Source organism: Deinococcus metallilatus (assembly GCF_004758605.1).
Classification (GTDB): domain Bacteria; phylum Deinococcota; class Deinococci; order Deinococcales; family Deinococcaceae; genus Deinococcus; species Deinococcus metallilatus.
Genome location: NZ_CP038512.1, coordinates 545,001 through 563,632, shown reverse-complemented (window position 1 = coordinate 563,632; position 18,632 = coordinate 545,001). Strand labels below are relative to the sequence as shown.

The window sequence follows — 18,632 nt, the reverse complement described above, 5'->3', positions numbered from 1 at the left end:
ACCGCTTATCCTGCTGTTCCCGCCGCTGTCCGCACCCCCACGCCTGCCAGTTCCACACCGAACCGGCGCGAGAGTTCCTGACGCCCCGCGACGGTCAGGCGCACCACCCGGCGTTCGGGAACCCGGACCAGCCAGCCGAGCGCCAGCAACTGCTCCAGCAGAGCCGCGCCCAGGGCCCCTCCGACATGCGGGCGCCGTTCTGTCCGGTCCAGACAGCGGCGGGCAAACAGACGGCGCCCGGTCCCGCATGCCAGGGCGTCCACCCCCAACTCGGCCAGGCCTCGCTCACCCCGCGCCGTCACCTCGAACTCGCGCCCGAGCGGCACGAGCCAACCCCGCTCGACCAGGGCCGCCGTGAGCTTGACCCCGAGTTGCCCCGCCAGATGGTCGTAACAGGTCCGCGCCTCACCGAACTCCACCCCTTCGGCGCTCACCGGACAGCGTGCCCTGGGTGGGGGCGGGGCAAAAGCCGCCAGGTCCTCCAGCAGGCTCGCCGCCTCCGTCCCACTCAGCAAATAGTAGCGGTGGCGCCCCACGCGCTCCACCGTGACCAGCCCCGCCTCGCGGAGTTTGCCCAGATGCTCGCTCGCCGTCTGGGGTTGCACCCCGGCCTGCCAGGCCAGTTCACCGGCAGGCCGCCCCTGCCCGTCCGCCAGCGCGAGGAGGATGGCCGCGCGCGTGGGGTCGCCGATCAGGGCAGCGATCCGCGCGATGCCGCGCGCTTCAACTCCTGGCGGGACTGCTGGCTCCATAGCCCGACTATAGGCGGACAAGGCGGCCTCTCACTTCGGTCAGCACCGCAACGTCCGCCACCCCTGGGGGCCGATAGTCGGGGGCATGCGTTCTCCCGCCCTGCCCCCCACGGAGCTTCGGCTCACGCCCACCGAGCGGAGGCTCATTCTGACCGCCAGCCTGGGCCTCTTTCTCTCGACCCTCGACAGCGGCATCGTGACCGTCGCCCTGCCGTCGCTGGTGGCCTCGCTGCACACCAGCGTGCAGACCGCAGCCTGGACAGCCACGCTCTACCTGCTCACCCTGGCCGTGACCCTCGCGCCGTTCGGACGGCTGGCCGACCGGGTGGGCCGCCTGCGGGTGTATGCCTGGGGGCTGGCGGTGTTCGGCCTGGCCTCCGCCCTGTGCGCGCTGGCACCAACCATCTCCCTGCTGATCGGGGCACGCGGCCTTCAGGGGGTGGGGGCGGCCCTGCTGCAAGCGACCTCCACCGCGCTGATCACCACGCGGATCGGGGCGGCACACCGTCCGGCCGCCCTGGGGACGCTGGGCATGATCCAGGGCCTGGGGCCGGTGCTGGGGCCGAGTGTGGGCGGCCTGCTGCTCTCCACCCTGGGCTGGCCGTGGGTCTTCTGGCTCAATCTGCCCCTGTGCGCCCTGGGATGGTGGGGCACCCGGCGGCTGGCCCCTGACCACCCGAACCCGGCGTCACCCGCGCTCGACTGGGGAGGCAACGCCTTGCTGGGCGGGAGCGTGCTGGGCCTGCTGCTGGCTTTGACAAGCCTGGCGTCCGGCCACAGAATCTGGCTGGCCCCCGCCTGGCTGGTCCTGGGGGCGCTGCTGGCCGCGGCCTTTGTCCGGCGGGAGGGACGTATTCCGGCGCCGCTGCTGCCGCTCGCGGCCTGGCGCAACCCGCGCCTCACCGCGCTCCTGCTCGCCACGGCGGGCCTCGGGACCGCGACCGCAGTCGCTTTTGTGGCCCCGCCCTTCTTGTGGGAAGGCGTGCGGCACCTTCCCCCGTGGCAGGTGGGCTTCTTCGCCCTGTCCGCGCCGCTGGGCCTGGCGATCTTCGCGCGTGTGTCGGGCGCCTGGTTGCCGCGCTCTGGCCCCCGGCGCCTCGCCCTGCTCGGCCTGGCCGTGATGCTGTTCGGGCTGCTGTGCCTCAGCGCGGTCGGGGCCGCCTGGTCACCCTTCCTGGTGGCGGGCTGGCTGTTCGTCTATGGCGTCGGTGCGGGGCTGATGTTACCCGCCGCCGTCTCCGGGATCACCGCCGCGGTCGGACCCAATATGCAGGGCACCATCGGCGCGGTGCAGCGCCTGGTACAGAACCTGGGAATCGCCCTGGGGACGGCAGGGACGGCGGGCCTGCTGGCCTGGCCAGGCAGCAGCGGGACGGTGCAGGCGGTCCGTCTGGCCTTTCTGGCGGCGGCCCTGGTGGTGGCCCTGTGCGTCCTCCTCCTCGGGCGGGCCGATCCGAAGGCGCCGCAGGCGTCAGAGCCAGCCTGGCCCCGCTAACTTCGGGAAAGGCCCAGCCGCCCTCCACACGCCCCAGCCAGCGCGCGCTATGCTGAACCGGTCAAGACAACTGACAAGCCCGGACGGTGGTCAGCCCGTCCGGCCCGGGAGTGTCCATGCCGGTCAGGATTCGGATTTATGGTCAGGAAGCCACCTTCTCGCAGGGCTGCTGGACCTGTGCCGACGACAGCCTCCAGGCGATGCTGGAAGCCCTCGCCGACCCCCGCGCCCTCAGTGCCGAACAGGAACTCGCCCACGCCTGGTACGCCGCCGGTCGCTTCGGCGGCCTGGTCGCCACCGAGCAGGGCTGGGAAGTCGCCCCGCACCCCGAGGCCGAGATCCATATGGCGGACTTCGCCCCGGCGCAACAGCCCGAGCGGGCGGGGTGGCTGTCCTTTTTGCGGAAGAGGCGGTAAACGCTTCCCTAGCCCGCCCCCTTGACCCCCCGGCGCCGGGGGGATACCTTGCCCCCATGCGCCGCCACACGACCATCACTCCGTAGGGCGGCTTTGCGTCAGCAGCCGCCCGCGAAGTCCCGCGTGGCGGATTTTTCTTGAGGAGGCACAGAAGATGCGCGTAGCGATTGTGGGAGCCACCGGTGCGGTCGGACACGAACTCTTGCGGGTGCTGGAGAGCAGCACGCTGAAATTCGACGAGCTGCAACTCTACGCCAGCCCACGTTCGGCGGGCCTGAAACTGCCCTTTGCCGGGCAGGAACTGACGGTACGGGCCACCCCGGAAGGCGCGATTGACGCCGACGTGATCCTGGCCTCGGCGGGCGGGTCCATCAGCAAGGCCCTCGCCCCGGCCTGGGTCGCGGGCGGTGCGGTCGTGATCGACAACTCCAGCGCCTTCCGCTACGAGCCGGACGTGCCGCTGGTCGTGCCCGAGGTGAACGGCGAGGCCGCGCTGAAGCACAAGGGCATCATCGCCAACCCCAACTGCACGACGGCGATTGCGGTCGTGGCGGTCGCGCCCCTGCACCGCGCCTACGGCGTGAAGCGCATGATCGTCAGCACCTACCAGGCGACCAGCGGCGCGGGCCAGAAGGGCATCGAGGAACTGCTGGAGGGCACGCGCGTGGAGCTGGCGGGCGGGCAACCGCAGGCGCAGGTCTTCGCCTACCCGATTCCCTTCAACGTGATCCCGCACATCGACGCCTTCCAGGACAACGGCTACACCAAAGAGGAAATGAAGGTTGTCTGGGAGACGCGCAAGATTCTGGGCGACGACTCGCTGAAGATCGAATGCACCGCCGTCCGCATTCCCACCCTGCGGACCCACAGCGAGGCGATCACGCTGGAACTGGAACGCCCCGCCACGCCCGACGAGGCGCGCGAACTGCTGCGCCAGGCCCCCGGCGTCGAGGTCCGCGACGACCCCGCCGCCAGGCTCTACCCGATGCCCCTCACCGCCACCCGCAAGTACGACGTGGAGGTGGGCCGCATCCGCGCCTCGCTGGTGTTCGACGGCGGCCTGGAGCTGTTTGTGGCGGGCGACCAACTGCTCAAGGGGGCCGCGCTGAATGCCGTGCAGATCGCGGAGTACCTTCAGGCGAAGGGGGCGCTGCGGGGGCGGGTCAGCGGGTAAGGGGGGCAGAGAGCCGGGGGCGACCGGAACATTTCCCCGGTCGCCTTCTCACTTTTGGGGCACACTGGGGGGATGAGGTCGCCTCCTCCCCTTCCGCCCCGGCCCCCGCGCAGGCGTTCGCCCGTGGGGCTGGCGGCATTGCTGGCGCTGCTGCTGGTGGGCGGGGAGTGGGTGCAGGAGTTGACCGATCAGTTCGCGTTCGGCGGGGCGCTGGATCAGTACGGCATCGTGCCGCGTGACCCGGGCAGCCTGTCCCACGTGCTGACCGCCCCCTTTCTGCACGTGGGGTTCGGGCACCTGATCGCCAACACGGTGCCGCTGGCGGTGCTGGCCTTTATGAGCGCCCTGCGCGGCGTGGGGCGCTTTCTGGTGGCGACGCTGGTGATCGTGGTGGTGGGCGGCCTGCTGGTGTGGCTGCTGGGGCGCGGGAACAGCGTGCATCTGGGGGCCAGCGAACTGGTGTTCGGGTACCTGGCCTACCTGCTCGGCGTGGGGTGGTGGGAAAGGACGCCTGCCGCCATCGCCGTGGCAGTCCTGGCCCTCTTCCTGTATGGCGGGGCACTGTGGGGCGTGCTGCCGACCAACCCCATCATCTCCTGGGAATCGCACCTGTTCGGCTTCGTGGCGGGCCTCGTCGCGGCGGCGCTGCTGCACCGAAAGCGCCCGCCGCGTGCGGGTCAGGTCAGCCCGTATGCCCCCCGTTCGAGATTCTGACGGACCCGCCCCACCAGCCGCGACTGCTCGGGCCAGAACAGCGGCGGCACGGCGTCCAGAGGCCACCACTCCAGCCGGAAGCCCGGTTCCAGCGGCGTCTCCCCCACCTCATCTGTCAAGCCGAGAAAGTAGCGCGTGACCTGCCAGCGGGTGCGCGCGTAGTTCTGCCGTTCCAGCACACCGAGGTCGGCCACCAACCGCACGGCCTTCAACCCTGCCTCCTCGCGCAGTTCGCGGTGCAGCGCGGCCTCGTGCGTCTCGCCGGGTTCCAGCCCCCCCTTCGGAAGCTGGCGCTCCTCGCCCGGCTCCACGACCACGGCAACTCGCCAGCCCTCTACATCACGGCGCAGCACCACCGCACCCACACTCGCCCGCTCCGGCAGTCCGTCAGGGCTGGCGTAAAAGGTTTCATCAGGTGGTGGCCGGGTCATCCCCACGCCCTCTGCCTGGGGCCGTCCGCCTTCTGCATCACAGAGTCACCAGCCCGTCTGGCGTCTCCAGCAGCGCCGACAGTTCCGCCTGCGGGGCCTCGCGGACCTCCACCTCGCCCTCGAAATGCAGGGTGTTCAGCAGGGCGCGCAGGGCGTCCGGGTCGGGGGTGCCCAGCGTCAGGCTGTCGAGGCGCACTCCGGCGTCGGGCAGGCGTGCGGGCGGGGGCGGCGTGTGCCAGGTGATCAGGCTGGGCCAGACGCCGCCCCCCGGCAGGGCGCCGTCCACCGGAACGGTCAGCGTCCAGCGGTTCTCGCCGCGCGACAGGTCCAGGGCCTCACCAAAGGGCGCGAGGTCGAGGCCAGCCAGCCCAGGCACCCGCGCGACCCAGTGGATCAGCCGTGGCCCATCCTCCAGCCGCTCGCGCAACTCGGGTGTATCGAGGCCGAACCAGCGCGGGCGGTCGGGAGCGGGAGCCTGCGGATTCACCGCGATCACTTCCAGATACGCGCCGGGGCCGAGCGAGAGCAGCGCGTTATGGGTGCCGAAGCGGGTATGTTCCCCCCCGGGCTGCATCGTGACGCCCAGGCGGCCTTCCAGCCACCTGCGGCCCTCTGCGAGCGTGCGGGCGGCGATCACCAGATGGTCGAGGGTGGCCGGGGTCATGGGTCCAGCATAGGGGCCGGGACCGCTCCCAGAAACGGGACGGACGCCGTGATGGAAAACGACTTCGGCCAGCAGCGGGCACGGGATAGGGTGGGGCCACATGACCGAGGCCGAGTTCCTGCACATCATCCGCCTGAACCCCGTGAACGCCGCGATTCTCGACCGCCTCGCGGAACTGGAGGCCCCGCAGGCGTATCTGGTCGCCGGGGCACTGTTCGGGACCGTGTGGAACGTGCGGAGCGGACAATCGCCGGAAGCGCACATCCGTGACTACGACCTGTTCTACTGGGACGCCGACACCAGCTACGAGGCCGAAGACGCCGTGATCCGCCGCGCCGACACCCTCTTTGCCGACCTTGAGGCCCGCATTGAGGTCCGCAACCAGGCGCGCGTCCACCTGTGGTTCCCACAGAAACACGGCCTGACCCGCCCCCCCCTGCACAGCACCCGCGAGGGCATCGAGCAATTTCTGGTGGAATGCACCTGCGTCGGCGTGGACGAGCGAGGCGAGCTGTACGCCCCCTCCGGCCTGGCCGACCTCGCCGCAGGCCGCCTCCGCCCCAACCCCCGCAACCACACCCCCACCCTCTACGCCGCCAAGGTAGCCGATTACCGCCAACGCTGGCCCTGGCTGAGCGAGATGAAGTCCTGAACCAACACCTTCAGCCCTCCCGCAAAAGCAGAACCTTCCTTCTTTTTTCTTTTCAAACTCTGGAGCAGACGGCCCACACCTGCCTTCCCGCTCCACATTCCAGGCAGCCGAGCCGTTCGGGCCGCAGGCCCGAGGCCTTCCAGGTCAACGGACATGGCGTCGAGGCCGGACACGTCAACGGCCAACACAGCCCCGCCGCCTCAAGGAACCTCTCTTGCCCAGCGCAGCGCCGCTCCCCCCTGCCCCCGGCGGGGGTAGGGGGGCTGGGGGCAACTCGCTACAAGATGCCCTGCCCACCCCCCTCAAGCCATCCTGACCCGGTCCGCCTGCGCCGCGATCTGCCCCGCCGTCCACAGAATCTCCCGGACATGCTCCAGCAGCAGCTCCCCCACGGCCCGCCCGTTCAGCCGCAGCGCCAGTTGCTCCCGGGTCAACACCCGCACCGCCTGCCCCTCCCACTCCGCCAGCCGCGTCAGCCCCGCGTCGTCCGGCGGCCCAGCCGTCCCCGTCACGTGCGCGATGCCCGTCCAGAGGGCACGCTTGCTGCCCGTCAGCCTCGCCACCAGGCCCGCGATACGCGGCGGCGGCTGCCCATCGGCCAGGGCCAGGGCGGCACGGAGGCTGTAATGCGGCCCGTTCTGCGCGTCCGTGAGCAGCCGGGCGAGATCCTGCGGCGACCAGGCCACGGCCACTCACCGCACCAGCCGGAAGGTGTCACCCTCCCGGGCGAGGCGGCCCGCGTCCAGCATCCGGCGCGTCACCGTCCGGGCCTGCTCCTCCGAGAGCGGCGAGGCGGTTTGCAGGTCCCCCAGCGTGAAGCGTCCGCCCTTGCGGTAGGCCAGGCGCAACACCATCCGTTCCTGCACGTCCCCCCGCCCCGCGCGCCCGGCCCGCGACCCGAACGCCCACCACACCAGCCCCGCCACCAGCAGCCCGACCAGCAGCGCGGCGGGCAACATCCGCAGCGCGAAGTCGGGGTCGGCAATCTGCGCCCCCAGGGCCGCAAGGTTGCGGCGCGCCGCCTCCACCTGCGCCGCACCCGCCCCGCTGGCCGCCAGGTCACGCACGTCGCCCCGCTCGCGCAGGTACTGCATCACCCCTCCGGTGTCCCCACGCACATAAAACGCGCTGTAGGCGATCAGGCCAGCACTCAGGCCCGCGATCAGGGTGACGGCGACACGCGGCACGTTCATACGGGCATGGTAACGGCCCGGGCGCAGGCTGTCGGCGCTTCCAGTCACGGTCATCCCTGGCGGGAGAGTTGCGCCTGCCCGTTCCTGCCCGCGGCCCTCTGCCTGTTACCCTACGCCATGACCCTCTTCAGACTGGACGGCAAACACGCGCTCGTCACGGGCGGCAGCAAGGGCATCGGTCTGGCGGCGGCGCACGCGCTGGTGCGGCTGGGCGCCCACGTGACGATTGCGGCGCGGGGGGAGGCGGCCCTGCGGACGGCGGCCGATGCCCTGGGGGCACGCTGCGTGGTGGCCGATGTGGGCACGCCGGAGGGGGTCCGCGCGGCGGTGGAGGCGGCGGGGGCGGCGGGTCCGGTGGACATCCTGGTGAGCAATGCGGGCGGCCCACCCCCCAGCCTGCCCAGCCAAGTGACGGAGGAGGCCTGGCGGCGGGGCTTCGACGTGACCTTTCTCTCGACGGTGCGGCTGGCCGACGCCGTCCTGCCCGGGATGCGGGAGCGCGGGTGGGGCCGCATCATCGCGATCACCAGCCTGACGGTGGAGCGGCCCGCGCTGACGCTGCCGGTCAGCAACGCGCTGCGGGCCGGGGTCACGAACTACCTCCGCACCCTGGCGCTGGAGGTCGCCGCCGACGGCGTGACCTGCAACACCGTCGCGCCCGGCTACACGGCCACCGACCGCCTGCGCGCCCTGCACGCCGACCCCGCCGAGGCCGAGAAGCTCCAGAACCGCATTCCCGCCCGCCGCTTCGGGCAGCCGAACGAGGTGGGCGCGGCGGTCGCCTTTCTGGCGACGAACGAGGCCGGGTACATCACCGGACAGGAGGTGCTGGTGGACGGCGGCTGGGGGATCTGATTAAGAAACGGTGGGGGGAACGGCTGATCCGAAGGGACGGCGCCCGCATAGAAGCAAGGTAGCCACCCGGGGTGTGAGGAGGCACCTGTCCTCTTCATCCTTCGGCGCTACGCTGAAGACCGCAGACCCGCCACGGTGCCCCCACCGGACGGACCCCCCAAGGAGGAACCCTATGTCGCTCGGACCGCTCGAAATCATCCTGATCATCGTCGTCATCGCCCTGGTCTTCGGGGCACGCAAGCTGCCCGAACTCGGCAAGGGGCTGGGGCAGGGCATCAAGGAATACAAGAAGGAAATGCGTGAGCCGGTCGTCCCGCCCGTGACGGACGTGCAGGCCCGCCCCCTCGACCCGGTGACGGGCACGCCCGTGACCACCGAAGTCACCCGGACGGCGGACGGGCGCGTGGTGGAAACCGTCACCGAGCGCGACCACCGCGCGTAAAGGCGGCGCCAGCATGACGCAGGGACAGGACCTCAAGAGCGCGCCGCTGCTCGACCACCTGGAAGAACTCCGCAAGCGCATCATCATCAGCCTGGTCTTCCTGGCGGTTGGGCTGGTCATCGCCTTCCAGTACCGCCTGCAACTGATCGAGCTGGTGAAAGTCCCGCTGCACGCCTCGGAGCAGTACCGGCTGGGCCACGTGACGGTCGTGACCCAGGGCCTGACGGACCAGTTCTTCCTGGCCCTCAACCTGTCGTTCTGGGCGGGCCTCGCGCTGGCGCTGCCCTTTATCCTGTGGCAGGTCTGGGCCTTTATCGCGCCGGGGCTGTACCCCCACGAGCGCAAGTGGGGGCTGCCCTTCATCATCGGCGCCGGGTTGTCTTTCCTGGCGGGGGCCGTCTTCGGATATGAACTGGTCCTGCCCGCGATGGTCGGCTTTCTGCTGGACTTTCTGGCCGGGGCGGTCACGCCGCTGCTGAATCTCCGGGACTATATCGGGACGGTGACCACCTTCCTGGTGGCCTTTGGTCTGGCCTTCGAGCTGCCGATCCTGGCGGTGATCCTCACGCGCATCGGGATCGTGAACCACGTGATGCTCAGGAAGGGCTGGCGCTTCGCGCTGGTGGGCGTGGCCGTGGCCGCCGCCGTCATCACGCCCACGCCCGACCCCGGCAACATGATGCTGGTGGCCGTGCCGCTGTACGCGCTGTACGAACTGGGCGTGCTGCTCTCGCGCGTGTTCCGGGTGGTTCCGGCAGAAGAGGCCCCGGCCATCGGCGCCTGAGGGAAAGACTCCTCACCCAACCCTCTCCCCAGGAGAGGGCTTTTTTTTGACCCCTCTCCCTGGGGAGACTTGCAAAGCTGCGAAGCAGAGGGGCCTGGCGTAGCCAGGGGGTGAGGGGTCCTTGGGCCGCAACCCGGCTAGACTACGCAGGACTTATGGACCCCGTTTTCCTTCAGATCGGCAATTTCACGATTGCCTGGTACGGCGTGCTGATCACGCTGGGCATCGTGGCAGGCGTGTGGGTGGGCACCCGGCTGGCCCGCGAGCGTGGCCTGAACGTGGGCCTCTTCAACGACATGATCCTCTGGATGATCATCTGGGGGCTGGTCGGGGCGCGGCTGCTGTTCGTGGTGACCTCCTGGCACCAGTTCGCGGGCATCCCCTTTCCGCGCGTGCTGCTGGACATCATCAACCTGCGGGCGGGCGGCATCTCCATTCACGGCGGGCTGATCGGCGGGATTCTGGTGCTGATCTACTACACCCGGCGCTACAAGCTCAATTTCTACCAATACGCCGATCTGTGCGTGCCCGGCGTGGCCTTTGGGATCATCGGCGGGCGGATCGGCAACATCATGAACGGCACCGATACGGTGGGCCGGGTGACGGGCTGGCCCATCGGCTACCACTGGCCCGCCTCCGCCCGCGCCTTTCACGAAGGCATGTGCATTCCCAATCCCAACCCGGATATGGACCTCTCCAAGTACTGCCAGGAGATCGGCGGGCAGCTCGTGATGACGGCGCCCGTCCACTTCACGCAGCTCTACGGCGTGATCATCGGCATCATCCTCGCGGTCGCCTCCTACTTCTGGCTGCGCTCGCGCAAGGCGGGCTGGGCCTTCTGGCAGTTCTGGCTGTGGTACTCCATCCTGCGCGCCGGGTGGGAAGAAACCTTCCGCCTCAATCCCCTGCCGCTCAAGACCTATCTCAGCCAGGGCCTCCACGAGCCCGGCATCGGCCTGTGGACCGAAACCCACCTGATCAGCATCCCGCTGATTCTGATCAGCATCTGGATGCTCGTCCGAATCCGCAATCAGCCCGACACGCGCTCAGAGGTGCGGGACGGGCGGCCGGGAGAGACGGCGGGCCGGTAGACCGGGCACCAGATCAAGGCGGGGCGGCAGACACGGGGAAGCGTGTGCGCCGCCCCGCTCGTCTGTAAGACCCCTCACCCCTTGCTTCGCAAGGCCCTCTCCCCTGGTGGAAGAGGGTCAAAAACAAACTCATCTTGACGACAAAGGCTCTAAACCGGGACACCGGCTGTTCAATGCGGGATCACCGGCCCGCCGTCCCCACCTGTCCGGCTTCCCTTACACTGGCCCCGGACAGGTGATTTGCATGACACACACAGAACGTCCGCTGGACGTGGTCATTCTCGCGGCGGGGCAGGGCACCCGCATGAAATCGGCACTGCCGAAGGTGCTGCATCCAGTGGCGGGGCGGCCGATGGTCGCCTGGGCGGTCAAGGCGGCCCGGGAGCTGGGCGCGCGGAACATCGTGGTGGTGACCGGACACGGGGCCGAGCAGGTGGAAACGGCGCTGCAAGGCGCAGGCGTCCGCTTCGCGCGGCAGGAGCAGCAGTCGGGGACCGGGAATGCCTTCCTGGTCGGTGCGGATGCCCTGAAAGGTCAGGGGGACGCCGACGTGCTGGTGCTGTACGGCGACACGCCGCTGCTGCGGCCCGAGACGCTGCGCGCCCTGATCGCCGACCACCACGCGCAGGGGAGCGCCTTCACGATCCTGACGGGCGAGCTGCCCGACGCGACCGGCTATGGCCGCATCCTCCGCGACGCGGAGGGGAACGTGGAGCGCATCGTGGAGGAAAAGGCCGCGACGCCGGAGGAAAAGGCCGTCCGGGAATTCAACTCCGGCGTCTACGTGATGGACGGACGCGCGCCCGAACTCGCGCGGCGGATCACCAACGACAACGCGGCGGGCGAGTATTACCTGACCGACCTGCTGGAACTGTACCGGGGTGAAGGGGCGAAGGTCCGCGCCTTCAAGCTGGCCGATCCCGACGAGGTGATGGGCGCGAACGACCGCACCCAGCTCGCCCAGGCCGAGGGGATCGTGCGCCAACGCATCAACATGGCGCATATGAAGGCCGGGGCCACCTTGCAGGCCCCCGATACCACCTACATCGAGGACACGGTGACGCTGGGCCGCGACGTGACCATCGAGCCGGGCGTGATCCTGCGCGGTCAGACGCGCGTGGCGGACGGCGTGACGGTCGGCGCCTACAGCGTGGTGACCGACAGCGTGCTGGAGGAAGGCGTGGTCGTGAAGCCCCACAGCGTCCTGGAAGGCGCGCAGGTCGGCACGGACAGCGACGTGGGGCCGTTCGCCCGCCTGCGCCCCGGCACGGTGCTGGGGCAGGGCGTCCACATCGGCAACTTCGTGGAGACGAAGAATGCCCGGCTGGACGCGGGCGTGAAGGCCGGGCACCTCGCCTACCTGGGCGACGTGACCATCGGCGCGGAAACGAACGTCGGGGCGGGCACGATTGTCGCCAACTTCGACGGCGTGAACAAACACCAGAGTACCGTCGGCGCGGGCGTCTTCATCGGCAGCAACTCCACCCTGATCGCCCCGCGCGTAATCGGGGACGCCGCCTTTATCGCCGCGGGCAGCGCCGTCCACGAGGACGTGCCGGAAGGCGCGCTGGCGGTCGCGCGCGGCAAGCAGCGTACCCTGGAAGGCTGGTCGCGCCGCTACTGGGGCGGAATGCGCGAGCAGGTGCAGAAGAAGCTGCCGTGGCTGGCGGGGTGGCTGCAAAAGCAGTAAGGGGTGAGTGGGAAGTGGTCAGTGGAGGGACGCCCCACTGACCACTTCTTGTTGTCCCGTTCCTGTGAAATGCTCTCCTTCACTGCAAGACGAGAGCGAGGCGCGGCATCCGCTTTGCCTCAAGATAACGCTTGTTCACAAAGGATGAGCAATCCAAGAAAGCATAGGCGATTTCCGGTACTCGCGCCGAAAACTCCTTAAAATCCGGCACGAGAATAAAAAGGTGTTCTCCCTCTCCGAGTACAAACCGGGACATCCCGTCGTCCTCATCCAGATAGGTGAGGCAATCAATCCAGGCATCCATGTTCCGACCATAGAAGTCGGGAAAGCCAAAGACCTCGGCACATACGTTGTGGAAGCTCGACCAGTCATGGATTCTCGCCGTATTTAACATCGCGTAAGCCATACGGACCTCACAACTCCTCCACTCAATCCCCACCCCGCGCCGCTGCCAGCCCGTCCACGTAGGCCTTGTCGTCCACGCGCTGCACGGTGGGGTTCAGCAGTTGCAGGGTGCCGACGATCATCACCAGCACGCCCAGGACGGCGATGACGGGACCAGGGGGCAGGGTGGTGGAGACGCCGCTGACAAAGGCCATGCCGAGGGGCACGGTAAAGCGGGCGACCATCCGGCGCACGGCGAAGACGCGGCCCTGAAGTTCGCGCGGCACCTGCGCCTGCCAGATGCCCGCGCTGTGCGCCTGCGAGATCGGCATCACGAAGACGGTCAGGGTGAAGGCGGCGGCGGTCAGGTACACGTCACCGGAGAGGCCCATCAGCACCAGGCCCGCGCCCGACACCAGGGTGGGGATCAGGATACCCAGCACCCGCCGCCGCTTCAGTCCGCCCCAAGTGCTGATGGTGAGGCCGCCCAGGAACATGCCCAGGCCGGTCATCGTGTCGATGATGGCGAGGGTGGCCGGGAAGCTCAGGCCGCGTGCCGCGCGGTCTGCCTGCAACGTGAAGGTGGTGATCAGCGTCTGGTAGACCGGAATCGCGGCGGTGGCGAAGTTCACGACGGCGGACCCGATCAGGAGGTACAGCAGGGGCGGGCGGCGCAGCAGGTACGTCCAGCCCAGGCGGGTGTCGGCCTTGAGGTTCGCGGCGGCGCCCCCGTGGTCCTCGGCGGGGGGCGGGCTGGGAATGGCGAGCAATCCGAGAACCAGCGCGGCCAGCAGGAAACTCACGCCGTCCACCAGCAGCGCGAAGGGCACGCCGTCCCGCAGCGAGGCCAGCCAGCCGCTGCCGTGCAGCAGGGTGGGCACGCCGATGAGCAGGGTGGCAATCGTCGGCGCGATCAGGCCGCTGAACTGCCGGGTGGTCTGCATCATGCCGTTGGCGCGGGTGAGCTGCTCTTCGGGCACGATCATCGCGTAGCTGCTCTCCAGCGCGGCCTCGTGGAAGAGGCTCAGCGACTGCGTCGCGATCACGAAGGCCAGCAGCAGCCAGAAGGGCACGACCGCCGCGAACATCAGCGCCGCCATGCCGAGCGTCAGCACGCCGCTCAGCACGTCGCAGACCAGCATGACGCGCTTGCGGTGGGTGCGGTCGGCCACCGAACCGGCAATGGGCGCCAGCACCACCGCCAGCAGCGTCGCGGCGATGGCGAAGGCCCCCAGCGCCAGCGCCAGCGGGGCCTTCTGATCGGGGTGGGGATAGAGCGTCTGCGCGACATACACGTTCAGCGCAAACCACGACACGAAACTGCCGACCTGGCTGACCGACTGCGAACCCCAGAGAGCCAGAAAGGTGCGCCAGCCGCTGGCCGGAGCGCCGGGAAGGTGGGTGGAGGCCATAGACAGGGCAGTCTAAAACGGGTGGTGTGATCGTGCGGACGCAAATCAGCAAGGCCGGGCCTCCGGGTTCCGCCCTTGGCGAAGAGCACCGAAACGTCCTCCTCATCCCGAGCTTGATCACGGGAACTCTCCGTCCCGGACCGGAAAGCTGCTCAGTCCCCCATCCCGGCCTGCGCGACTGGGGCGGGGGTCAGCGGCGTTTCCACGCGGCGGATGACCGGGTTCAGCAGTTGCGCCCCCGCGACCAGCCCCATCAGCAGCCCCGCCCACAGCAGGATGCTGCCCGGCGCATACCGGGCGGCGAGCAGGCCCGCCAGCGCGGTACTGACCGGCGCGGTGAACTGCGCGATCAGGCGGCGCACGCTGAAGACCCGCCCCTGCATGTCGGGCGGCACCTGCGACTGCCAGATCGCCTGCGAGTGCGCGTTCATGATCGGCGTCATCACCCCGAAACAGGCGACAGCGATACAGACGGGCACCAGCAGGCCCAGATGCCCCAGCGCGCCGCTGGCCGCCTGTGCCGTCCCCGCCAGCACCATCGGCACCAGCACGCCCAGCACCCGTCGCCGCTTCAGGCCGCCCCACGCGCTGACCAGCAGGCCGCCCGCCAGACCCCCCGCGCTCATCGCCGTCCAGAGGGTCGCCAGCGCCGCTTCCTGCGAGAGGCCACCGGCCCCCTCGTTCGGCACCAGCGCGAACCGCACCAGCAGGGGATGCAGCACACCCACGCCACTCGTGAGGAGATTGACGGCGGCAAAGGTCAGCAACAGATGCAGCAGCGGCGGGCGCGAGAAGATGAACTTCCACCCGAAGCGCATGTCCTGCCCCAGACTGGGCCGCGGGCCAGCTTCCCGGCGCGGCGGCGAGGGAATCCGCAGCCGCCAGATCACCAGCGCCGCCAGCAGGAACGTTGCCCCGTCGATGGCAAAGGCCAGCGGTACGCCGTCCCGGATGCCCGCCAGCCAGGCCGGACCCCCGCCGGAACGCGCGAGCGCCGGGAGGCCGATCAGCAGCGCGGCCAGCGCGGGACTCAGCAGGCCCGAGAGGCTCCAGATGGTCTGCATCATCCCGTTGGCGCGCGGCAGTTGCGCTCGGGGCACCAGCAGCCCGTAGCTCGTGTCGAAGGCCGACCCGTGAAAGGTGCCGACCAGGCCCAGCGCCGCCGTGTAGGCCACCAGTGCCCAGACCGGGGGGGTGGTCAGCGTCACCAGCGCCACGCCGCCCGCCAGCAGCAGCGCCCCCAGCAGGTCGCAGGTCAGCATGATGCGGCGGCGGTCCCAGCGGTCGGCCAGCGCCCCCGCCAGCGGCGCCCCGAAGATCGCCGCGAAGGTCCACCCCAGCGCCGTCAGCGAGAGCGCCGCCGCCAGTTCCGCCCGCTGCGATTCGAGCGGAAAGCGCGTCTGCGTGAGGTAGATGTTCATGGCGAACCCGCTGAGGCCGCCCCCCAGCACGCTCAGCGCCTGCGATCCCCACAGCCAGAGGAAGGTCCGCCAGCCGTTCGGTGGGGCGTCGGGAGCGGCAGCAGGGGCAGCGTTCATTGCCGTCAGCGTAAGCGGCCCCGGAGGCGCGGAACATACGCCGGATGGCGGGGGCAGCGGGCGCGGGCCGTACCCTGCGGCCATGCTGACCGAGGCCGAGACGCTCACCCCCGAGCTGGAAACGCTGCTGGCCCGCGCGATGTTCCCCCACCCGGAGCGCATCCGCCGCACGTTGGAGGAGTACCGCAGCGACCCGGAGCGGCACGTCTTCGCCTGGGTGATGGACGGGCAACCCGTGAGCGCGGCGGGCCTCCGGCAACACGGGGAGGCGGTGGAGGTGCTGCACCTCGGCACTGCGGCGGGCGAGGAGGGCCGGGGGCACGCGCGGGCGCTGCTGCGTGCCCTGGCCGCCCACCTGAACGCCGCGCCCCTGGTCGCAGAGACGGACGACAATGCGGTGGGCTTCTACCGCCGCGCCGGGTTCGAGGTCACGACCGCCCCGCCGAAGGGAGGCCGTCCGCGTTACCTCTGCACCCTTACCCGTTCCTGAGTTTCTTGCGCTCCTCCACCGCGAGCTTGTCCACCCGCTCGTTCTCGCCGTGACCATTGTGGCCGCGCACCCAGACAAAGGTCAGGGCGTGGGTTCTGGCCTGCGCGATCAGCTCCTCCCAGAGGTCCTGATTCTTGACCGGGTCGCCGCCCGCCGTCTTCCAGCCGTTGCGCTGCCACTTCAGAATCCAGCCGTCGGTGAAGGCTTTGCGGAGGTACTGGCTGTCGGTCACCACCCGAACCTGACAGGGCCGCTTGAGCACCTTCAGCCCTTCGAGCAGGCCGCGCAGTTCCATCCGGTTGTTGGTGGTGTCCCGCTCGTTGCCGCTCAGGACGAGTTCCTTGCCCCGGTAGCGCAGGATGGTGGCCCAGCCGCCGTGCCCGGCCTGGGTGTCGCAGGCGCCGTCGCTGTAGAGGTCTACCTGTTCCCCGGCGACCGGCACCTCCGGCTGGATGCCCGCCTTGATCGGCAACAGGTCGCGGGCGGCGTCCTGTTTTTTCCGTGGAAAGGGCGGCTTGCCGGAGCGCGTCATAACCCCGGAACTGTAGGCAAGGCCGAGCCGTACTGTCAATATGAGCCGCCCGGAACCCCACTTCTCCGGCCACCCCCCGGCCCAGATGGCCGATCCGCGCTTCATCCCCGAGCCGGAGCGGACGCCCGCGCTGGTGATTCACCTCTCGCCGCTGCTGGGGCTGGTGCTGCCTGGCCTGGGGAACGTGCTGGGGCCGCTGGCCGCCTGGCTGGCGTACCGCGACCGCGCCCCGGTGCTCGACGACCAGGGCAAGGAGGCGCTGAATTTCCAGCTCAGCGTGTGGCTGTACTCGGTTCTGGTGGGCCTGCTGTTCCTCGCCCTCTTCAGCCTGGGGTTGATCGGCGGGGCCTTCGGCGCGGCGGCGGGGTCCCCCAACCTGGGTGCCTTCGCTTTCTTCGGCTCGCTGGCCGCCTTCTTCGCCTTCTTCATTCCGGCCAGCCTGGTGCTGTGGGCCTTTCCGCTGGTGGTGATGCTGCTGGCCGTGATCCGGGTGAGCCAGGGGCGGGCGTACCGGTATCCGCTGAGCCTCCGGTTTGTTCGGTGAGGGGCGTGTGGCGCGTGGCCTGTGGCTTGTAGAGAAGCTTCGGCCTCCACTTCAGCCGCTTTTCTTTTTCTCCACAAGCCACGAGCGACAGGCCACAAGCCCTATCCTCTCTCCATGCGAATCATGGCGGTATTTGCACACCCCGACGACGAGATCGGGTGCATCGGGACACTGGCAAAACACGCGGCGCGCGGCGACGAGGTGATGCTGGTCTGGACGACGCTGGGTGAACTGGCGTCGCAGTTCGGGGACGCCCCGCACGAGGAGGTCCGGCGGGTGCGGCGCGAACACGGGGCGTGGGTGGCGAACCGCATCGGCGCGACCTATCACTTCTTCGACATGGGCGACAGCCGCATGACCGGCGGGCGGAACGAGGCGCTGCAACTCGCCCGCCTCTATGCCCACTTCCGCCCCAACGCGGTGATCACCTGGAGTGACGATCACCCCCACCCCGACCACCGCATGACCGCCAAGATCGCCTTTGACGCGATCACGCTGGCCCGCATCCCCAAGATCATCAACGAGTCGGGCGGCGGCGCCGCGATGCCCCCCGCCCCCAACCTGGGCGACGAGGCGGTGGACAGCGGCGAGGACGTGGCCCGCCTGGAGGCGTGGCGTGAGCCGGTGCGCTTTTACCAGTACTACGCCCCCGCCAGCCCCTACCCCGAGGTGTTCGTGGATACCGAAGACACCTTCGAGGCCGCGCAGGACGTGGCCGGGTACTACCGCGACTTCTACAAGTGGGCCTGGAGCGCCGAACAGTTCCGCGAGGGCCGCGCCGCTCTGGGCCGCCTCGCCGGGGTGAAGTACGCCGAGCGGTTCAACCTGCGGGCGGCGCACCTGCACGCGCGGGAATATCTGGACTGAGAGCTTGGGGCATGTGGCCTGTAGAGGCTTGAGCCTGGGCCAGGGCAAAAGCTGGGGCTTGTCCACACGCTACAAGCCACGAGCCACACGCCCTTCCCGCGCTACAGTAGCCCCCGACATGTCCGAAGACATCCACATCAAGCAGAGCATCGTGGTGCGGTCGCGCCCGGACGTGCTGTACCGGCTGGCGCTGGAGCCGAAGCGGCGGGTGGGGTGGGACCCCAATCTGGTCCGGGCCGAGTACGAGGGCGGGGAGGGGCGGCTGGCGAACAACGTGCTGGTGCGCTTCAAGTTCTCGCGGCGGCTGCTCGGCCTGAGCTTCGTCGCCAAGTACGGGCAACTCCAGGCACCGCTGCGCGGCGGCTGGGAGAGCGTGCGGAACGTGGGGCCGCTGGAAAAGCTGACGCAGGGCTGGACCTTCAAGGCCATGCCGGGCGGCACCGAGGTCACGCTGAGCGTGAATGGCCGCGTCCGCTACAGCTGGATTCGCAAACCCGTCGAGCGGATGCTGC

Annotated in this window: 23 protein-coding genes (1 of these 23 only partly in view); 14 read left to right on the top strand and 9 right to left on the bottom strand. The window is 69.5% G+C overall.

Translation table 11 applies throughout. From position 1 onward, the window contains the following. Positions 1-5: 5 nt before the first annotated feature. Positions 6-752, bottom strand: a complete 747-nt coding sequence (locus tag E5F05_RS08660) for an ArsR/SmtB family transcription factor (RefSeq protein ID WP_129118229.1) — start codon at positions 750-752, stop codon at positions 6-8. Between the two features lie 85 nt (positions 753-837). On the opposite strand from E5F05_RS08660, the gene E5F05_RS08655 reads away from it, so the two are divergent. From E5F05_RS08655 to E5F05_RS08640, 4 genes are all read left to right on the top strand, one after another. Next, positions 838-2,247 carry an MFS transporter gene (locus E5F05_RS08655; protein ID WP_129118228.1) on the top strand — a complete coding sequence of 470 codons (1,410 nt, stop codon included), beginning with the start codon at positions 838-840 and terminating at the stop codon, positions 2,245-2,247. Between the two features lie 116 nt (positions 2,248-2,363). Beyond that, on the top strand, positions 2,364-2,663 hold the full coding sequence (locus tag E5F05_RS08650; RefSeq protein WP_129118227.1) for a hypothetical protein: 300 nt from the start codon (positions 2,364-2,366) through the stop codon (positions 2,661-2,663). A gap of 154 nt (positions 2,664-2,817) precedes the next feature. Beyond that, complete coding sequence (locus E5F05_RS08645; RefSeq protein ID WP_129118226.1) at positions 2,818-3,837, top strand: aspartate-semialdehyde dehydrogenase; 1,020 nt, start codon at positions 2,818-2,820, stop codon at positions 3,835-3,837. Positions 3,838-3,909: 72 nt separating this feature from the next. Then, complete coding sequence (locus E5F05_RS08640) at positions 3,910-4,551, top strand: rhomboid family intramembrane serine protease (protein WP_129118225.1); 642 nt, start codon at positions 3,910-3,912, stop codon at positions 4,549-4,551. Here the strand turns inward: E5F05_RS08640 and E5F05_RS08635 are convergent. Both E5F05_RS08635 and E5F05_RS08630 read right to left on the bottom strand, forming a co-directional pair. Beyond that, complete coding sequence (locus E5F05_RS08635; protein ID WP_129118224.1) at positions 4,515-4,982, bottom strand: NUDIX domain-containing protein; 468 nt, start codon at positions 4,980-4,982, stop codon at positions 4,515-4,517. The two genes, E5F05_RS08640 and E5F05_RS08635, sit on opposite strands and share 37 nt — an antisense overlap. A 37-nt stretch (positions 4,983-5,019) precedes the next feature. Further along, positions 5,020-5,646 carry a VOC family protein gene (locus E5F05_RS08630; RefSeq protein ID WP_129118223.1) on the bottom strand — a complete coding sequence of 209 codons (627 nt, stop codon included), beginning with the start codon at positions 5,644-5,646 and terminating at the stop codon, positions 5,020-5,022. Between the two features lie 100 nt (positions 5,647-5,746). On the opposite strand from E5F05_RS08630, the gene E5F05_RS08625 reads away from it, so the two are divergent. Next, the gene (locus E5F05_RS08625; RefSeq protein ID WP_129118222.1) at positions 5,747-6,298 is read left to right on the top strand and encodes a nucleotidyltransferase family protein; all 552 of its coding nucleotides are present in this window, start codon (positions 5,747-5,749) and stop codon (positions 6,296-6,298) included. A 302-nt stretch (positions 6,299-6,600) separates the two neighbouring features. Here the strand turns inward: E5F05_RS08625 and E5F05_RS08620 are convergent, their stop codons facing one another. Both E5F05_RS08620 and E5F05_RS08615 read right to left on the bottom strand, forming a co-directional pair. Beyond that, positions 6,601-6,990, bottom strand: coding sequence for a hypothetical protein (locus E5F05_RS08620; RefSeq protein WP_241687093.1), 390 nt, complete (start codon positions 6,988-6,990; stop codon positions 6,601-6,603). Beyond that, the gene (locus E5F05_RS08615) at positions 6,991-7,491 is read right to left on the bottom strand and encodes a hypothetical protein (RefSeq protein WP_129118221.1); all 501 of its coding nucleotides are present in this window, start codon (positions 7,489-7,491) and stop codon (positions 6,991-6,993) included. Between the two features lie 117 nt (positions 7,492-7,608). Between E5F05_RS08615 and E5F05_RS08610 the strand changes: the two genes are divergently transcribed. The 5 genes from E5F05_RS08610 to glmU all read left to right on the top strand — a co-directional run bounded on the left by E5F05_RS08610 (position 7,609) and on the right by glmU (position 12,353). Beyond that, on the top strand, positions 7,609-8,346 hold the full coding sequence (locus tag E5F05_RS08610) for an SDR family oxidoreductase (protein WP_129118220.1): 738 nt from the start codon (positions 7,609-7,611) through the stop codon (positions 8,344-8,346). A gap of 172 nt (positions 8,347-8,518) precedes the next feature. Continuing rightward, the gene (locus E5F05_RS08605; protein WP_129118219.1) at positions 8,519-8,788 is read left to right on the top strand and encodes a twin-arginine translocase TatA/TatE family subunit; all 270 of its coding nucleotides are present in this window, start codon (positions 8,519-8,521) and stop codon (positions 8,786-8,788) included. 13 nt (positions 8,789-8,801) lie between these two features. Beyond that, a complete protein-coding gene (gene tatC, locus E5F05_RS08600; RefSeq protein WP_129118218.1) occupies positions 8,802-9,572 on the top strand; it encodes a twin-arginine translocase subunit TatC in 771 nt (256 codons plus the stop codon). 155 nt (positions 9,573-9,727) lie between these two features. Next, positions 9,728-10,663: a prolipoprotein diacylglyceryl transferase gene (locus tag E5F05_RS08595; protein ID WP_129118217.1), complete on the top strand. Its 936-nt coding sequence runs from the start codon at positions 9,728-9,730 to the stop codon at positions 10,661-10,663. Positions 10,664-10,907: 244 nt separating this feature from the next. Next, on the top strand, positions 10,908-12,353 hold the full coding sequence (glmU, locus tag E5F05_RS08590) for a bifunctional UDP-N-acetylglucosamine diphosphorylase/glucosamine-1-phosphate N-acetyltransferase GlmU (protein WP_129118216.1): 1,446 nt from the start codon (positions 10,908-10,910) through the stop codon (positions 12,351-12,353). Positions 12,354-12,432: 79 nt separating this feature from the next. On the opposite strand, the gene E5F05_RS08585 is transcribed toward glmU, so the two are convergent. The 3 genes from E5F05_RS08585 to E5F05_RS08575 all read right to left on the bottom strand — a co-directional run bounded on the left by E5F05_RS08585 (position 12,433) and on the right by E5F05_RS08575 (position 15,687). After that, positions 12,433-12,759 carry a barstar family protein gene (locus tag E5F05_RS08585; RefSeq protein WP_129118215.1) on the bottom strand — a complete coding sequence of 109 codons (327 nt, stop codon included), beginning with the start codon at positions 12,757-12,759 and terminating at the stop codon, positions 12,433-12,435. A gap of 22 nt (positions 12,760-12,781) precedes the next feature. Beyond that, positions 12,782-14,149 carry an MFS transporter gene (locus tag E5F05_RS08580; RefSeq protein WP_129118214.1) on the bottom strand — a complete coding sequence of 456 codons (1,368 nt, stop codon included), beginning with the start codon at positions 14,147-14,149 and terminating at the stop codon, positions 12,782-12,784. 152 nt (positions 14,150-14,301) lie between these two features. Beyond that, a complete protein-coding gene (locus E5F05_RS08575; RefSeq protein ID WP_129118213.1) occupies positions 14,302-15,687 on the bottom strand; it encodes an MFS transporter in 1,386 nt (461 codons plus the stop codon). Between the two features lie 82 nt (positions 15,688-15,769). On the opposite strand from E5F05_RS08575, the gene E5F05_RS08570 reads away from it, so the two are divergent. Then, complete coding sequence (locus E5F05_RS08570) at positions 15,770-16,177, top strand: GNAT family N-acetyltransferase (RefSeq protein ID WP_164973400.1); 408 nt, start codon at positions 15,770-15,772, stop codon at positions 16,175-16,177. Here the strand turns inward: E5F05_RS08570 and rnhA are convergent. After that, complete coding sequence (rnhA, locus tag E5F05_RS08565) at positions 16,164-16,709, bottom strand: ribonuclease HI (RefSeq protein ID WP_129118211.1); 546 nt, start codon at positions 16,707-16,709, stop codon at positions 16,164-16,166. The two genes, E5F05_RS08570 and rnhA, sit on opposite strands and share 14 nt — an antisense overlap. Before the next feature lie 40 nt (positions 16,710-16,749). Here rnhA and E5F05_RS08560 point away from each other — a divergent pair, with 40 nt between their 5' ends. The 3 genes from E5F05_RS08560 to E5F05_RS08550 form a co-directional block, all read left to right on the top strand. After that, positions 16,750-17,253: a DUF4870 domain-containing protein gene (locus E5F05_RS08560; RefSeq protein WP_241687092.1), complete on the top strand. Its 504-nt coding sequence runs from the start codon at positions 16,750-16,752 to the stop codon at positions 17,251-17,253. A 114-nt stretch (positions 17,254-17,367) separates the two neighbouring features. Next, complete coding sequence (locus tag E5F05_RS08555) at positions 17,368-18,120, top strand: PIG-L deacetylase family protein (RefSeq protein ID WP_129118210.1); 753 nt, start codon at positions 17,368-17,370, stop codon at positions 18,118-18,120. Positions 18,121-18,238: 118 nt separating this feature from the next. Further along, a protein-coding gene (locus tag E5F05_RS08550) for an SRPBCC family protein (protein ID WP_129118209.1) crosses the window boundary here: on the top strand, positions 18,239-18,632 show its 5' portion. Its footprint extends 146 nt past the window's final position; the window shows 394 of its 540 coding nt (coding positions 1-394); it begins with the start codon at positions 18,239-18,241; its stop codon lies off the right edge, out of view.

What these genes read in the sequence shown, in the direction of transcription:
- E5F05_RS08660 (WP_129118229.1), bottom strand. Translation starts at nt 752, where the DNA reads ATGGAGCCAGCAGTCCCGCCAGGAGTTGAAGCGCGCGGCATCGCGCGG.
- E5F05_RS08655 (WP_129118228.1), top strand. Translation starts at nt 838, where the DNA reads ATGCGTTCTCCCGCCCTGCCCCCCACGGAGCTTCGGCTCACGCCCACC.
- E5F05_RS08650 (WP_129118227.1), top strand. Translation starts at nt 2,364, where the DNA reads ATGCCGGTCAGGATTCGGATTTATGGTCAGGAAGCCACCTTCTCGCAG.
- E5F05_RS08645 (WP_129118226.1), top strand. Translation starts at nt 2,818, where the DNA reads ATGCGCGTAGCGATTGTGGGAGCCACCGGTGCGGTCGGACACGAACTC.
- E5F05_RS08640 (WP_129118225.1), top strand. Translation starts at nt 3,910, where the DNA reads ATGAGGTCGCCTCCTCCCCTTCCGCCCCGGCCCCCGCGCAGGCGTTCG.
- E5F05_RS08635 (WP_129118224.1), bottom strand. Translation starts at nt 4,982, where the DNA reads ATGACCCGGCCACCACCTGATGAAACCTTTTACGCCAGCCCTGACGGA.
- E5F05_RS08630 (WP_129118223.1), bottom strand. Translation starts at nt 5,646, where the DNA reads ATGACCCCGGCCACCCTCGACCATCTGGTGATCGCCGCCCGCACGCTC.
- E5F05_RS08625 (WP_129118222.1), top strand. Translation starts at nt 5,747, where the DNA reads ATGACCGAGGCCGAGTTCCTGCACATCATCCGCCTGAACCCCGTGAAC.
- E5F05_RS08615 (WP_129118221.1), bottom strand. Translation starts at nt 7,491, where the DNA reads ATGAACGTGCCGCGTGTCGCCGTCACCCTGATCGCGGGCCTGAGTGCT.
- E5F05_RS08610 (WP_129118220.1), top strand. Translation starts at nt 7,609, where the DNA reads ATGACCCTCTTCAGACTGGACGGCAAACACGCGCTCGTCACGGGCGGC.
- E5F05_RS08605 (WP_129118219.1), top strand. Translation starts at nt 8,519, where the DNA reads ATGTCGCTCGGACCGCTCGAAATCATCCTGATCATCGTCGTCATCGCC.
- tatC (WP_129118218.1), top strand. Translation starts at nt 8,802, where the DNA reads ATGACGCAGGGACAGGACCTCAAGAGCGCGCCGCTGCTCGACCACCTG.
- E5F05_RS08595 (WP_129118217.1), top strand. Translation starts at nt 9,728, where the DNA reads ATGGACCCCGTTTTCCTTCAGATCGGCAATTTCACGATTGCCTGGTAC.
- glmU (WP_129118216.1), top strand. Translation starts at nt 10,908, where the DNA reads ATGACACACACAGAACGTCCGCTGGACGTGGTCATTCTCGCGGCGGGG.
- E5F05_RS08585 (WP_129118215.1), bottom strand. Translation starts at nt 12,759, where the DNA reads ATGGCTTACGCGATGTTAAATACGGCGAGAATCCATGACTGGTCGAGC.
- E5F05_RS08580 (WP_129118214.1), bottom strand. Translation starts at nt 14,149, where the DNA reads ATGGCCTCCACCCACCTTCCCGGCGCTCCGGCCAGCGGCTGGCGCACC.
- E5F05_RS08575 (WP_129118213.1), bottom strand. Translation starts at nt 15,687, where the DNA reads ATGAACGCTGCCCCTGCTGCCGCTCCCGACGCCCCACCGAACGGCTGG.
- E5F05_RS08570 (WP_164973400.1), top strand. Translation starts at nt 15,770, where the DNA reads ATGCTGACCGAGGCCGAGACGCTCACCCCCGAGCTGGAAACGCTGCTG.
- rnhA (WP_129118211.1), bottom strand. Translation starts at nt 16,709, where the DNA reads ATGACGCGCTCCGGCAAGCCGCCCTTTCCACGGAAAAAACAGGACGCC.
- E5F05_RS08560 (WP_241687092.1), top strand. Translation starts at nt 16,750, where the DNA reads ATGAGCCGCCCGGAACCCCACTTCTCCGGCCACCCCCCGGCCCAGATG.
- E5F05_RS08555 (WP_129118210.1), top strand. Translation starts at nt 17,368, where the DNA reads ATGCGAATCATGGCGGTATTTGCACACCCCGACGACGAGATCGGGTGC.